The sequence below is a fragment of the Natronococcus sp. A-GB1 genome, from assembly GCF_029688845.1.
Taxonomy (GTDB): Archaea; Halobacteriota; Halobacteria; order Halobacteriales; family Natrialbaceae; genus Natronococcus.
On record NZ_JARUKW010000006.1, the window covers coordinates 1 to 12,798 of the forward strand.

Consider the following 12,798-nt stretch of genomic DNA (forward strand, 5'->3'; position numbering starts at 1 on the left):
AACGGGGTCGATCGTAGCCATCGAAGTCAACTACCGCACTCGTATGAGAGCGGCCGGGTCGGGATGGAGCGCCTGCCTCCGCGCCGGGATTCGGCCGGAGGGAACGCGGCGGGTGCGCCACGTCGTTCGCATTACTGACGAGTGCCCGGCGTATATATAAGGCCATCGTCTCGATCGGCGAGTGGTCCACGTTGATCGTTCCCGAGCGAGCGAATCACGAAGGGTAAGATCTTCCTACGCTCGAGCAAGCGTGTAGTTCGATCGCGCTCCGGAAGGGAAGTAAGCGAAACGCGCACGAGACGGCAAGATCGACTCGAGACTAGCCCGATCCCGATCTCGGGCTGGATACCCTCCTAGTCCGAGGTTGTCCGTTCCCCCCCTAACGGCGATCGGTACGATTTAGCGGTAACGGGCTGTAGGGTCGCGTATGGATCGTTCGGGGTTCGTCAGACTCGCTCTCGTCGCGCTCGGACTCGTCGTCCTGAGTTTCTTCGTCCGCGGGTTCAGCCAACTGCTGTTCGGTCGTGGCGTCGCGGAGGTGCTCCAGGCGCCGTTCGCCGTGGTCGGGTTCGCGTTGCTGGTCTATCTCTTCTTTAGAGCGACTCTCGACGCGACCGGGATCTGGCCGATCGGACGCTCGGAGTCGTGATGGAAACGGTTTTTCGAACGCCGCGCAAAGGGCGGGATATGACAGTCGAGATGCGGGAGATCGCCGATCTCGGACCGGACGACCGGGTCGCGTTCTTCGAGCGCGACGCCGGTATCGAGGCCGTCAGGGGAGACGTCCGGGAGATCGTCGACAGAGTACGGGAGGAGGGTGACGTCGCCGTTCGGGAGTTCACGAGCGAGTTCGACGGCGTCGAGGTCGGCAATCTCGAGATCACCGACGACTGCGAGCGCGCTCTCGAGGAGGTCGACGACGAGCTGCTCGAGGCCATCGAGACGGCCGCGGCGAACGTCCGGGAGTTTCACGAGGCCCAGCTCCCCGAGGACTGGCGCGAGGAGTTCGGCGACGGACGGGAACTGGGACGGCGATTCCGTCCGCTCGAGCGCGTCGGCGTCTACGTCCCCGGCGGCTCGGCGGCCTACCCCTCGAGTGCGATCATGGGCGTCGTTCCGGCGGTCGTCGCGGGCGTCGACCACGTCGTCGTCGTCACCCCGCCCGCGGAGGAACTCAGCCCGGCGACGCTGGCGGCGATCCACGTCGCAGGCGCGGACGAAGTGTTCAGCGTCGGCGGCGCGCAGGCCGTCGCGGGGCTGGCGTACGGAACCGAGACGATCACGAGCGTCCAGAAGATCGTCGGCCCCGGAAACAAGTGGGTCACGGCGGCCAAAGCCGAGGTTCGGGGTGACGTCGAGATCGACTTCCTCGCGGGGCCGAGCGAGGTCGTCGTCGTCGCCGACGGGACGGCCGACCCGGGACTCGTCGCGAGCGAACTGGTCGCCCAGGCCGAGCACGATCCGAACGCGTCGGTCGTAGCCGTCACCGACGACGAGGCGACCGCGGCGGCCGTCGCCGACGCCGTCGACGAGCAGACGAGCGAACGCGAGCGCGAGGGCGTGATCCGAGAGGCGCTCGCGAACGACGCCAGCGGCGTGCTTCTCGCTCGTTCGATGAGCGAGGCGATCCTCTTTACCGAATCGTACGCGCCCGAACACCTGTCGATCGTCGCCGAGGACGACGAGTCGATCCTCGAGCGCATCGACAGCGCGGGCAGCGTCTTCCTCGGTCCCGAGACGCCGGTCGCGGCGGGGGACTACGCGAGCGGGACGAACCATGTGCTGCCGACGAACGGTTCCGCCCGGATCACCGGGGGGCTCTCGACCGAGACGTTCCTGCGGTCGACGACCGTCCAGCGCCTCTCCGCCGGGGCTCTCGACGACCTCGGGGAGACGGTGACGACCCTCGCCGACGCGGAGGGACTCGAGGCCCACGCCGAGAGCGTTCGGATCCGACTCGATCGGGAGCGGGACGCGTAGCCCGATCCTACGCGCGGTAAGCACCGTCGATACACGTCACTAATCTGTAATTGGATTTACGTAGCTGCGGAACAGAGTACCAGAGGAAATGGAGCCGTGTCAGGTCGATCCGACCGATGCACGCGTCCTCGAGCGAAACTACGACTACGCACAGAAGAACGTTCGACTACTCTCGATGTGGTACGAGTGCGAGCTCGAACGGATGATCGAGCTGCTCGCAGAGAACGATGTTGAACTCTCGGCGAACGACGAACGGCTGTTCGGGACGTACTATCGGTCGGTTCAGCAGCGCCCGCGCGTATAGGGCGCAGAACGGGGTATCGATGGTTGGCGACGGACTCGGAGCGGTGCAAACCGCGAGTCGACCCGCTTTCAGGGGTCGGAAATTCGGCGTCAAGGTTAACACCGTTGCGCGGGAAGGGACGTACATGAGCACTGATAGCGTGGATGGCGCGAGCGCGGAGACGCGTCCAGAGATCGAGGTAACCGAGACGGCAGCCGAGCAGGCGCTGTCTCTGCTCGAGAGCGAGGGGCTCGACGCCGGAGTAGCCGGTCTTCGACTGTTCGTCCAGCAAGGCGGCTGTGCGGGGCTGTCCTACGGGATGCGGTTCGACGACGCGCCCGACGAGGACGACACGATCTACGAACACCATGAGCTTCGGGTGTTCGTCGATCCGGCGAGTCTCAAGTACATCGAGGGAAGCATCCTCGACTACGAAAGCGGACTGCAAGCCGAGGGGTTCCACGTCGAGAACCCGAACGTCGTCAGCGAGTGTGGCTGTGGCGAATCGTTCCGGACGTAGTTACTCCTCGAGTTCGAACGCGACCGTTACTTCGGCCTGATACTCCCGGTTCTCGGCGCTTGCGATCTCGACGCCGAGTTCGTCGACCTCGACCCAGTAGACGTTCTGGAGGGTGTTCTCCGCGCGGTCGATCGCGTCGTCCGCGGCGTCGTCGAAGCTCTCCGTACTCGTGCCGATCAGCGTGATCTTCTTGAATACCATCGCCCGTAATCGTACACCGCTGTGGGTATTCAATGTATGGTCGGTAATAGCAAGACGCCGGTGGGCGAGGCGGTCTCCGCTGCCCCACAGAAGGTTCGTCAACGCTTTTGACGTCCCCACCGCAGTGCGAGATATGAACGGTTTCGACGATTCGATCGACGTCACCGAGATCGACGAACTGACTCCACCGGACCGGACGCTGATGGGACCGGGTCCCAGCGACGTCCACCCCCGCGTGTTGCGAGCGATGAGCACCCCGCTCGTCGGCCATCTCGACCCCTCGTTCGTCGGGATCATGAACGAGGTACAGGAGCTGCTCCGATACACGTTCCGGACCGACAACCGGTGGACGATCCCGGTCTCGGGGACCGGGTCGGCCGCGATGGAGGCGGCGATTGGCAACGTCGTCGAGCCCGGCGATACGATGCTGGTGCCGACGAACGGCTACTTCGGCGGCCGAATGGCCTCGATGGCTCGCCGCGCCGGCGGCGACGTCGTCGAGGTCGACGCGCCGTGGGGTGAACCGCTCGAGCCGACGGCCGTCTCGGACGCGCTGGCCGAACACGATCCCGACGTCTTCGGCTTCGTTCACGCCGAGACGAGTACGGGCGTGCTCCAGCCCGGCGTCGCCGAACTCACGGCAGCGGCTCACGACCACGACGCGCTGGTGATCGCCGACACCGTCACCTCGCTGGGCGGGGTCGAACTCCGCGTCGACGAGTGGGACATCGACGTCGCCTACTCCGGCCCCCAGAAGTGTCTCTCCTGTCCGCCCGGCGCGAGCCCGCTGACGCTGTCCGAGACGGCGATGGAAAAGGTCCTCTCCCGCGAGGAGGAGACCCGATCGTGGTACCTCGACCTCTCCCTGCTCGAGGGGTACTGGGGCGACGAGCGCGCGTACCATCACACTGCACCCGTCACGAACGTCTACGCGCTGCGGGAGGCGCTGCGGCTGGTCGCCGAAGAGGGGATCGAACAGCGCTGGGAGCGCCACGAGCGTCTGGCCGGCGCGCTGAAAGCCGGCGTCGAGGGGATGGGTCTGGAGATGAACGCCCCCGACGAGTACTGGCTCCCGAGTCTGAACGCCGTCCGAGTTCCCGATGGGGTTGACGACGGCGAGGTCTGTACCGAACTGCTCGAGCGCTACGATCTCGAGGTTGCGAGTGGACTCGGCGATCTGGAGGGCGAGATCTTCCGCATCGGCTGTATGGGCCACTCCGCGCGACCCCAGAACGTGATCTACGCGGTGACGGCGTTAGGCGACGTCCTCGAGTCGATGGGGGCGGACGTCGACCCGGGCGCCGGTGTAACTGCGACGCGCGGGGCACTGGAGTGACTTGCTCGGAAAAGGGAACGAGGGTATCAGGCGGAGACTGGCGGTCCCGACGGAACCCGTTCGACCTGATAGTCGTCGCCGTCGACGACGATGATTGCCCACTCGTAGCTCGGATTCGTGCGCTCGAGTTCGCGCTCGAGTGAGTCGGCGTCTTCCGGTCGGGCGACGAAACAGTGGAACTGTCCGGCCGCGGACGGAAGCGTTCCGGGCTCAAGGACGGGATTGACGTGGACGACCTTCCACTTTCGTTCGGCGCGGAACACGGGGCCAGTGCCTTCGACGGTGTAACCCAGGTCGGCGAAAATCGACTTGGCCTGTTCGACGAGACGCATGTTAACAGGTCCCATTCAGTACAGAGTATGTGACCCACCCTCATAAATCTATGTCTGGCACATGCATTCGGCTCGGGAGCAAAAGATCGCGAACTAATATCGCCGAGCGGACAACGACTACAAGCCGACTGTCCGTCCGGACGACAGTAAGACGCGATTGTCGTCGGTAGTCGCCGAACGTGGCACGTCACCCCTCGAGTCAATCGCGGTTACTCGTGGGCGGCGTCCCACTCGGTCGGCTTCCGGAAGTTCCCGCATTGGTTACACTGAATACGTCCCATCGAGTCCATCGCGTTGTCGAAGCTCTCGCAGTTGGTACAGAACCAGCCGTACCGTCGCCGTGCCTCGGGCGACTCGTAGGCGACGAGAAACGGTCCCTTGGATCCCCTGTCGCCGTCCGTCTCCGAGACGTAGACGGTGTCGCCGTCGGCGGTCGACCTCGTTTCCATACCCGCCGTAGTATCGCTCGGAGTAAAGGACTGTCTCTCCGGATCCGTGCGAGTTAGTGCCTTTCGTGTGAAGGATTGGCGTGCAGAACTGTCCCAACTGAAAGGTTTACCCGGGCGGATACCGTCCGACTTTGTGATGACGCTGGTCGTGGTCCCCGTCCGATACCCCCTGTCGAAACACTCCAGACGAACCCTCGAGCGGGCGATCGAGGTCGCTCGCGAGCGCGACGCGGAGCTGACGATTCTGCACGTCGATCTCTACCAGAACGGGAAGAAGGTGAGCCGCATCGACCTCAAGGATGCCGTCGAGTCGACGTTCGGTCGGATCGAGAACGCCCGGTACGTCGTCCGGACGGGGTTTCTCGTCGAGGAGAGCATCCTCGACGAGGTCGCCGCCGAGGAGGCCGACGCCGTCGTGATCGGAACCAAACAGGCGAGCCGGCTGCGCCGTCTCTTTCGGCGGTTTACCGACAACCCCGACATCGACGGCTACCTGCGAACGCATCTCGACTGTGAGGTCATCACCGTCGAGGGAGCCCGCGCGAGGTAACGATTACCTATCGGGGTTGGCTGTGTCGCCGTCGGCGTCGACTGTGGGACCGACGTTCGGACGGGCCGTCTGGGAATCGTCGACGACCACTCTTGCGGTTCCACTGTCTGCATCGAAGACGTGGTGGCGGTGGGGGTAGGCGAACTCGATGTCGGCGTCGGCGAAGCGTTCGCGGACCGCCGTCCGCACCGCCGACCGAGCGACTGCCTGCTTGTAGGGGTGTTGAACCCAGAAGAACAGCTCCAGCACGATGCCGTTGTCGGCGTACTCGCGGACGTTACAGATCGGGGCGGCGGCGTAGCGTGCGCTTCCGATCCGGATGTCGGGTCCGCCGGTGATGACGACGTCAACCGACCGCGCCGCCCGCTTGGCGTGGCTGCGGGCGGCTTCGAGGTCGCTCTCGTAGGTGATCTCGAATTCGAGGGAGAGCCGCGTTCGCTCGTCCTCCGCCGAGTAGTTGATCACGTCCCGCTGCTGGATCTCGGAGTTCGGAATGACGATGAAGGTGTTCTGGACGGTGAAGATCTTCGTGTACCTGATCGTGATGTCCTCGACGAACCCGGTGTGGCCCTCGTCGACGATCTCGATCATGTCGCCGATCTCGTAGGGTCTGTCGGCGAGAATGAACAGGCCGTTGACAAAGCTCCCGACGAGCGGCGCGAGGACGACCGCGACCACGGCCGAGATGACGGTCACCGAGAGGAGGATCTGCGTGTCGCCGACGCCGAGAATGCCGGCGACGACGATGAGGGTCACGAACAGGACCGAGAACCTGACCGCTCGCAGGACCGTTCGCGTCACGCTCGGGCGCTCGATGCGGCGCGCGACGGTCCGGCCGGTCAGCCGAACGACGAGCTTCGAGAGGTACCAGCCGACGACGACCACGACGGCCGCGAGGAGAAGCTGGCCGACGATTCCGGGAATCGCCTCGGGAAGTATCTCGTTGGTGCGCTCGAGGGCTTCCTCCTCCGGAACCTGTGCGACCTCCAGCATGGCAGCACACTCATGGCCGGCGTGGTTAAGGGTTCTGACCGTCATCGACGCCGAACGATGACTCGATTTTCGAACGCGGTAGTACTCGCGTTGTAATAAATCATTTATCCGTCCGAATCCTGCCATCGGGTATGGCACCAGACGAACTTCGCTCGACCGTCGAGCGGGTCGGGGATCGGTTCAACCTCGGCGAGTACGAGATCGACGCCTACCTGACCGTCCTCGAGCAGGGACAGCTGACCGCAAGCGAGATCGCGGATCGGACCGAGATTCCCCAGCCCCGCGTCTACGACACCGTCCGTAGCCTGAGCGATCGGGGACTCGTCGAGCTGCGTGAGTCCCGACCGATGAAGGTCGTCGCGATCGATCCGGCCGACGCCTTCGACGAGGTCCAACACTCCCTCGAGCAGATGATCGACGAACTCGAGGCCCGATACACGGCGCCCGCGCGAGACACGGAGGCGGTGTCGCTCGTCAAGTCCCGCTCGACGATCCTGCGCTATCTCGAGGAGATCATCGCCGACGCCGAGTACGAACTCTCGCTGTCGCTGACGCCGGATCTGCTCACCCGATTCGAAGACGAACTTTCGGGGGCACTCGATCGGGGCGTGAGCATCGATCTGATCGTGACCCCGGCCGCAGAGGCGCCCGCACCGGACGATTTCGACTACACCGCTATCGCGACGACGACGCGTGCCCGACGCGGGATCACGACGCCGGTGCTCGCCGTCGCCGACGGTAACTACTCCATCTACGCGACCCAGGACGCGCTCCGAGACGACAAGGACCGCTACGGCGTCATCTTCAACCGCTCCGCGCTCGGGTTTCTGGTCTCAGGCTTCTTCGGTACCGTGCTCTGGACGACCGCCGAGGAGACGCTCGGCGAGGACGCGGATCCTCGAAGCTACCCGCGAAAGTACGCCTCGATCCGACGCTGCGTGAAGGACGTCATCGAGGAGGGGGGAGAGTTCTACGCGACGATCGTCGGCCAGGACGTCGCCGTCGGCGGTCAGCGGATCGTCCGCGGGCAGATCATCGACGTCTCCTTCGAGGTCAGCGAGGAGGTCGCCGCGATCACCCTCGAGAACGAGGACGGCTCGGAGGTGACGGTCGGCGGCCGGGTCGCCGCTCTCGAGGACGTCGAGGCTCACGAGATCCACATCGGCCGACACCGACCGCCCGAACTCGAGGAGTAGTCGCTCGAGTGTGATCTCCTCGGAGGGGTTGAATCTCCGATCGTAACGGTATTCGACGATTACGCGGTCCGTTCGTGGAGATTTTCAGTACATTGTGACCTTTATACGCCAACGATTAAGGTTCTGAATGTAGTCGCGAACAGGGATGGTGAAAGACAGGTGTGAACACACAACACCCACCGGCGTCTCTCGCCGATCGTTCGTCGCGGCGGCCTCGGCGGCCGGCGCCGGGTCGGTCGGGATAGCGGGGTGTCTCGGGCGCGGGGCGGAGGAGGGCGCTGTCGTCGCCTACGGCGACACCGACTTTCAGGACATCATGGATCCGGCGGGGGAGCTACATCGGGCGCTCTGGGACGCGGGTCTTGACGAGGATATCACCGTTGCGGTCCGCACCGGGCCGGACGAGACCGAACAGCGCAGATCCGCCGCACAGTCCGCGCTCCAGGCAGAGCGGTCCGAACCGGACATTTTCATGATGGACAGCGGATGGACGATCCCGTTTATCCTGCGCGGCCAGACGGTCGACCTCGAGGATCGGCTCTCGAGTGACACCCTCGGCCTGATCGAGAACGACTACCTCGATGCCGCAGTCGAGACCGCTCGCCACCCCGAGAGCGGAGAGCTGCACGCGCTGCCGCTGTTTCCCGACTTTGGGACGATGCAGTTCCGGCGTGATCTCGCCGAGGACGCGGGGTACGACACCGACGACTGGGGGACCGAGCCGATGTCCTGGCAGGAGTTCTCCGAGGTCGCGGCCGACGTCCGCGTCGACGCCGGGGTCGACTTCGGATTCACCACGCAGGCGGCCGCCTACGAAGGGCTGGCCTGCTGTACGTTCAACGAGGTGATAAGCACCTGGGGCGGCGCGTACTTCGGCGGCCTCGACGAGCTGTTCGAGGCGGGCAACCGCGAGGTTACGGTCGACGACGAACCCGTCCTCGACGCCATCCGGATGATGCGGGCGTTCGTTCACGGCGCCGAGGACGAGCACGCCCTCGAGGGGTACGAGCAGATCGCACCGACAGCGATCGCTCAGTACACCGAGGAGGACGCTCGCGGTCCCTTCGCGGCCGGCAACGTCGTGATGCACCGCAACTGGCCGTACTCAATCGCGATTGCTCACGACGACGGCATGGGCGACCAGGTCGGGATGATGCCGATGCCCTACGGCGTCGAGGAGGACGAGGCTGCCTACGACGGCCTCGGAGGGACCGCCGCCGCGCTCGGCGGCTGGCACCTGACGCTGAACCCCGCAAGCGAGAACCAGGAGGAGGCGCTCCAGGTGCTCGAGGCGTTCGCGACCGAGGAGGTCATGCTCACGATCTTTGCGATTCAGGGCTGGATCCCGCCGATCGTCGAGCTGCTCGAGGAGGTCGATCCCGAGGAGACCGGTCCCGTCGCGGAGTACGCCGAGACCATTCAGATTGCGGGCGAGAACGCTGTCCCCCGGCCTGTAACCGACATCTGGCCGGAGCAGTCGGCCCACATCTACCAGGAGGTGAACAGGGCCTACCGGGGCGTGAAGTCGCCCGAGGAGGCGATGGCCGACCTTGCGGACCGACTCGAGGCCAGCGAGGCCGACGTAGGTGAGCAAGATGTCGAGTGATACCGGAATCGGAAGCGAGACCCCCGAACGCGAACGAACTGGCAACGCCGTCGTCAACTGGATGGAGGGGCTGAGCGAGGCGGCTTACGCCTACCTCCTGTTGATCCCGGCGTTCCTGCTGCTCGCCTTCATCGCCTTTTACCCGCTGCTCATGACGTTCGTCATGTCGCTCCAGGAGGACCGAACGCGGGGCGCGGAGACCCTGGGCGGCTTCGTCGGCGTCGAGAACTACGTCAATGTTCTCACGGGCGACGTCAGGCTGGCCCAGCAGTTCATGGACGTCTCGCTGTCCGCGTCGTTTCCGTTCGTCGACTTCGGCGTTCCACTCCTCCAGCAGGCGCTGTTCGTTACCCTCGGCTTCGCCGTCATCAGCGTCTTCTTCGAGACGGTCTTCGGCTTCGGGCAGGCGCTGATCCTCGACCAGGAGTTCCGCGGCCGGCGCTGGGTTCGGGTCGCGATCATCCTCCCGTGGGCCGTCCCGATCGTCATCCAGGGGATGATCTTCTTCCTGCTGTTCCAGCCGGAGGTCGGCTTCGGGACCGATCTGATGCAGTGGCTCGGTCTGTTCGGACCAAACCCGCTCGCCGACAGCGGGGACGCGTTCGTCATCGTCCTCGTCGCCGACATCTGGAAGTCGACGGCGTTTATGGCACTCTTGATTCTCGCCGGACTCCAGAGCGTCGACCGGAGCCTCTACGACGTCGCCCGGGTCGCGGGCGCCTCCCCCTGGCAGCGATTCAAGCTGATCACGCTGCCGCTGATTCTGCCCGCCTTACTGGTCGCAATGTTGTTCCGGACGATGGACGCGATGCGCGTGTACGGGCTGATCGAGTCGAGCGTCGGCTGTACGACGGTGCCGTCGCTGACGTGTATGGTCGTCGAGGCGATGTTCGGCGGCACGCGCATCTTCGGGACCGCGGCGGCCGTCGCGTTCATGACCGCGCTGGTGATCGGACTGTTCATCTCGGTGTACATCGCCCTGTTCCGGGATACGGAGGCGGGATTCTACTGATGAGCCCAAATGACTACGACGAGACACGAGACGACGGAACCCCCTCCGAATCGAGCGACGAGAGCGCCAACGTTCGTGGAAACCGGGCGGATCCGCGCCGTCATCTCCCGGACGGCGGTCGGGCTCCGAGTCGTCTCGCCGACGGTGGCGCCACACTCGGGGCCGGCGGTGACGCCGAACTCGATCGCGGCCCGTTCTCGCGGTGGGTCGACCGATCGATCCAGAATCCCCAGCGCGTCTACCGGGCGATGTTCTACGTCGCGGCGATCTTTTTCCTGTTCACGACGCTGTTTCCCTTCTACTGGCTGTTGATGGTCGCGCTCACGCCCGAGGGACAGCTCCGGGACATCGTCTTCACGCCGAACGGGTTCAATCCGGGCGCGTTCGTCGAGGTGTTCCAGACCCTGCCGTTTCACTGGTACATGTTCAACAGCTTCGTTATCGCGACGGCCTCGACGGTGCTGGTACTGGTCATCGCCAGCCTCGCGGGCTACGCCTTCGGTCGCCTCGAGTTCCCGGGGAAGACGCCGCTGATGTTGCTCGTGTTGGTCGTGTCGTTCTTCCCGCCGGCGGCGTTTTTCATCCCGCTGAACGACCTGTTCAACACCCCCGTCGAGATCCTCGAGCCGGTGATGAGCGACGGGACGCTGTACAACACGCCGGGGGCGATGGTGATGCCGATCTCGGCTATCTTCATGCCGCTGGCGATCTTCATCCTCACGACCTTCTACGCCCAGATTCCCGACGGGCTCGAGGACGCCGCTCGGGTCGAGGGAACCACCCGATTAGGCGCGCTGTTTCGGGTCATCATCCCGCTGTCGGCGCCCGGCGTCGCGACTGCCGGCGTGTTGACGTTCATCGCGGTGTACAACGAGTTCTTCTTTTCGTTCCTGATGACCGACGGCGAGGCAGAGAACTGGGCGCCGATCCTCGATGGGATTCTGGGCTACCAGGGCCAGTACGAGATCCTGTTCAACCTGATGGCCGCTGCGAGCATCATCGGCGTGCTCCCGGTCGCGATCCTCGTGATCGTGGCCCAGGAGAAGATCGTCAGCGGGCTCACCGCGGGCGCACTCAAGGAGTAAGACACTATGGCACGAGTACGACTCGAACACGTTACGAAACGCTACGACGATGTCGTCGCGGTCGACGACATGAACGTCGAGATCGAGGACGGGGAGTTCGTCTGCCTCGTGGGTCCCTCCGGCTGCGGGAAGTCGACCACGATGGAGACCATCGCCGGGTTGACTCGCCCCTCGGAGGGAACGGTGTACATCGGCGACACCGACGTCACGAACCTCGCTCCCAAGGATCGGGGCGTCGCAATGGTCTTCCAGAACATCGCGCTGTTTCCCCACATGGACGTCTTCGACAACGTCTCGTTCGGCCTCCGACTGCGGACGTTCGACGACGACGAGGTCGAACGGCGCGTCGAACAGGCCGCCGACATCGTCCAGCTCGAGGGGATGCTCGACCGGATGCCCGACGAGATGTCCGGCGGCCAGCGCCAGCGGGTCGCGATCGCCCGGGCGATCGTCCGCAACCCGGACGTATTCCTGATGGACGAGCCGCTCGCGAACCTGGACGCCAAACTTCGGGTTCACATGCGAACCGAACTCCAGCGACTCCACCGCGAACTGGAGACGACGATCATCTACGTCACGCACGACCAGGCCGAGGCGATGACGATGTCCGATCGGATCGCGGTCATCAACGCGGGCGAACTCCAGCAGATCGATCCGCCGCTGGTCTGTTACAACGAGCCCGCGAACCTGTTCGTCGCCGGCTTCATCGGCTCGCCGTCGATGAACTTCGTCCGGGGCGAGGTCGTCGCCGACGGCCTCGAGACGAAGAACTTCACGCTCGAGTTCGACCCCGCGGGAGCGACCGGCGTCGGCGTCGGCGACGACGTCACCCTTGGGGTCCGGCCCGAGGACGTCCACCTCTCGAGGAACGCCGACGATCTCTCTCGACCGACCAGGGGGATCGAAGTGACGACGGACGTGCTCGAGCCGATGGGCGACGAGATCTTCGTCTACCTCGTGCTTGACGAAGGAGCCGAGCGGACGATGGAGGAGGACCCGTTGGATTCCCCGGACCAGCTCCTGATGAGCGTCTCTCCGGACACCGACATCAGCGAGGACGAGACCCTCGAGGTCGTTCTGGACGGGTCGAAGATCCACCTGTTCGACACCGCGAGCGGCGAGGCGCTCGTCCACGGAATCGCCGATCGTTCGGGGTCGGATCCGGGGACGGCGCCGACCGAAGCCGAAGACTGAGTTTCGTTTCGTTGCCGGTTCGATAGTTTCGACCGCAGCCGAACGGCGGCGGGCCGATAGA

The 12,798-nt window shown here is 64.7% G+C and carries 15 protein-coding genes; 11 read left to right on the forward strand and 4 right to left on the reverse strand.

Annotation, left to right across the window (positions count from 1 at the left end):
* Nucleotides 1-427 precede the first annotated feature (427 nt).
* The 4 genes from QA600_RS08235 to QA600_RS08250 all read left to right on the forward strand — a co-directional run bounded on the left by QA600_RS08235 (nt 428) and on the right by QA600_RS08250 (nt 2,783).
* Nucleotides 428-649, forward strand: a complete 222-nt coding sequence (locus QA600_RS08235) for a hypothetical protein (RefSeq protein WP_278291469.1) — start codon at nt 428-430, stop codon at nt 647-649.
* Nucleotides 650-687: 38 nt separating this feature from the next.
* Nucleotides 688-1,980 (forward strand): histidinol dehydrogenase, encoded by a 1,293-nt coding sequence (gene hisD, locus QA600_RS08240; RefSeq protein ID WP_278291470.1) that lies wholly within the window; start codon nt 688-690, stop codon nt 1,978-1,980.
* Nucleotides 1,981-2,068: 88 nt separating this feature from the next.
* On the forward strand, nt 2,069-2,284 hold the full coding sequence (locus QA600_RS08245; protein ID WP_278291471.1) for a hypothetical protein: 216 nt from the start codon (nt 2,069-2,071) through the stop codon (nt 2,282-2,284).
* Between the two features lie 124 nt (nt 2,285-2,408).
* Complete coding sequence (locus QA600_RS08250; RefSeq protein WP_278291472.1) at nt 2,409-2,783, forward strand: iron-sulfur cluster assembly accessory protein; 375 nt, start codon at nt 2,409-2,411, stop codon at nt 2,781-2,783.
* On the opposite strand, the gene QA600_RS08255 is transcribed toward QA600_RS08250, so the two are convergent.
* Nucleotides 2,784-2,984: a dodecin gene (locus QA600_RS08255; RefSeq protein ID WP_005555208.1), complete on the reverse strand. Its 201-nt coding sequence runs from the start codon at nt 2,982-2,984 to the stop codon at nt 2,784-2,786. It lies immediately after the preceding gene.
* 133 nt (nt 2,985-3,117) lie between these two features.
* Between QA600_RS08255 and QA600_RS08260 the strand changes: the two genes are divergently transcribed.
* Nucleotides 3,118-4,320, forward strand: coding sequence for an alanine--glyoxylate aminotransferase family protein (locus tag QA600_RS08260; protein WP_278291473.1), 1,203 nt, complete (start codon nt 3,118-3,120; stop codon nt 4,318-4,320).
* A gap of 26 nt (nt 4,321-4,346) precedes the next feature.
* Here QA600_RS08260 and QA600_RS08265 read toward each other — a convergent pair whose 3' ends face one another.
* Nucleotides 4,347-4,652, reverse strand: coding sequence for a hypothetical protein (locus QA600_RS08265; RefSeq protein WP_278291680.1), 306 nt, complete (start codon nt 4,650-4,652; stop codon nt 4,347-4,349).
* Nucleotides 4,653-4,861: 209 nt separating this feature from the next.
* Nucleotides 4,862-5,101 (reverse strand): DUF5816 domain-containing protein, encoded by a 240-nt coding sequence (locus QA600_RS08270; RefSeq protein WP_278291474.1) that lies wholly within the window; start codon nt 5,099-5,101, stop codon nt 4,862-4,864.
* A gap of 136 nt (nt 5,102-5,237) precedes the next feature.
* Here QA600_RS08270 and QA600_RS08275 point away from each other — a divergent pair, with 136 nt between their 5' ends.
* Complete coding sequence (locus QA600_RS08275; RefSeq protein ID WP_005555213.1) at nt 5,238-5,651, forward strand: universal stress protein; 414 nt, start codon at nt 5,238-5,240, stop codon at nt 5,649-5,651.
* A 3-nt stretch (nt 5,652-5,654) separates the two neighbouring features.
* On the opposite strand, the gene QA600_RS08280 is transcribed toward QA600_RS08275, so the two are convergent.
* The gene (locus QA600_RS08280; protein ID WP_278291475.1) at nt 5,655-6,644 is read right to left on the reverse strand and encodes a mechanosensitive ion channel family protein; all 990 of its coding nucleotides are present in this window, start codon (nt 6,642-6,644) and stop codon (nt 5,655-5,657) included.
* A gap of 131 nt (nt 6,645-6,775) precedes the next feature.
* Between QA600_RS08280 and QA600_RS08285 the strand changes: the two genes are divergently transcribed.
* The 5 genes from QA600_RS08285 (at nt 6,776) to QA600_RS08305 (ending at nt 12,737) form a co-directional block, all read left to right on the forward strand.
* Complete coding sequence (locus QA600_RS08285; protein ID WP_278291476.1) at nt 6,776-7,840, forward strand: TrmB family transcriptional regulator; 1,065 nt, start codon at nt 6,776-6,778, stop codon at nt 7,838-7,840.
* Between the two features lie 145 nt (nt 7,841-7,985).
* Nucleotides 7,986-9,446, forward strand: coding sequence for an extracellular solute-binding protein (locus tag QA600_RS08290; RefSeq protein WP_278291477.1), 1,461 nt, complete (start codon nt 7,986-7,988; stop codon nt 9,444-9,446).
* Complete coding sequence (locus QA600_RS08295) at nt 9,436-10,458, forward strand: sugar ABC transporter permease (protein ID WP_278291478.1); 1,023 nt, start codon at nt 9,436-9,438, stop codon at nt 10,456-10,458. The genes QA600_RS08290 and QA600_RS08295 overlap by 11 nt, the downstream gene beginning before the upstream one ends.
* On the forward strand, nt 10,458-11,543 hold the full coding sequence (locus QA600_RS08300) for a carbohydrate ABC transporter permease (protein ID WP_278291479.1): 1,086 nt from the start codon (nt 10,458-10,460) through the stop codon (nt 11,541-11,543). Before QA600_RS08295 ends, QA600_RS08300 begins: the two co-directional genes overlap by 1 nt.
* Nucleotides 11,544-11,549: 6 nt before the next feature.
* Entirely contained in the window at nt 11,550-12,737 is a 1,188-nt protein-coding gene (locus QA600_RS08305; protein ID WP_278291480.1) for an ABC transporter ATP-binding protein, read from the forward strand.
* The last annotated feature ends 61 nt before the right edge of the window (nt 12,738-12,798 follow it).

What these genes read in the sequence shown, in the direction of transcription:
- QA600_RS08235 (WP_278291469.1), top strand. Translation starts at nt 428, where the DNA reads ATGGATCGTTCGGGGTTCGTCAGACTCGCTCTCGTCGCGCTCGGACTC.
- hisD (WP_278291470.1), top strand. Translation starts at nt 688, where the DNA reads ATGACAGTCGAGATGCGGGAGATCGCCGATCTCGGACCGGACGACCGG.
- QA600_RS08245 (WP_278291471.1), top strand. Translation starts at nt 2,069, where the DNA reads ATGGAGCCGTGTCAGGTCGATCCGACCGATGCACGCGTCCTCGAGCGA.
- QA600_RS08250 (WP_278291472.1), top strand. Translation starts at nt 2,409, where the DNA reads ATGAGCACTGATAGCGTGGATGGCGCGAGCGCGGAGACGCGTCCAGAG.
- QA600_RS08255 (WP_005555208.1), bottom strand. Translation starts at nt 2,984, where the DNA reads ATGGTATTCAAGAAGATCACGCTGATCGGCACGAGTACGGAGAGCTTC.
- QA600_RS08260 (WP_278291473.1), top strand. Translation starts at nt 3,118, where the DNA reads ATGAACGGTTTCGACGATTCGATCGACGTCACCGAGATCGACGAACTG.
- QA600_RS08265 (WP_278291680.1), bottom strand. Translation starts at nt 4,652, where the DNA reads ATGCGTCTCGTCGAACAGGCCAAGTCGATTTTCGCCGACCTGGGTTAC.
- QA600_RS08270 (WP_278291474.1), bottom strand. Translation starts at nt 5,101, where the DNA reads ATGGAAACGAGGTCGACCGCCGACGGCGACACCGTCTACGTCTCGGAG.
- QA600_RS08275 (WP_005555213.1), top strand. Translation starts at nt 5,238, where the DNA reads ATGACGCTGGTCGTGGTCCCCGTCCGATACCCCCTGTCGAAACACTCC.
- QA600_RS08280 (WP_278291475.1), bottom strand. Translation starts at nt 6,644, where the DNA reads ATGCTGGAGGTCGCACAGGTTCCGGAGGAGGAAGCCCTCGAGCGCACC.
- QA600_RS08285 (WP_278291476.1), top strand. Translation starts at nt 6,776, where the DNA reads ATGGCACCAGACGAACTTCGCTCGACCGTCGAGCGGGTCGGGGATCGG.
- QA600_RS08290 (WP_278291477.1), top strand. Translation starts at nt 7,986, where the DNA reads ATGGTGAAAGACAGGTGTGAACACACAACACCCACCGGCGTCTCTCGC.
- QA600_RS08295 (WP_278291478.1), top strand. Translation starts at nt 9,436, where the DNA reads ATGTCGAGTGATACCGGAATCGGAAGCGAGACCCCCGAACGCGAACGA.
- QA600_RS08300 (WP_278291479.1), top strand. Translation starts at nt 10,458, where the DNA reads ATGAGCCCAAATGACTACGACGAGACACGAGACGACGGAACCCCCTCC.
- QA600_RS08305 (WP_278291480.1), top strand. Translation starts at nt 11,550, where the DNA reads ATGGCACGAGTACGACTCGAACACGTTACGAAACGCTACGACGATGTC.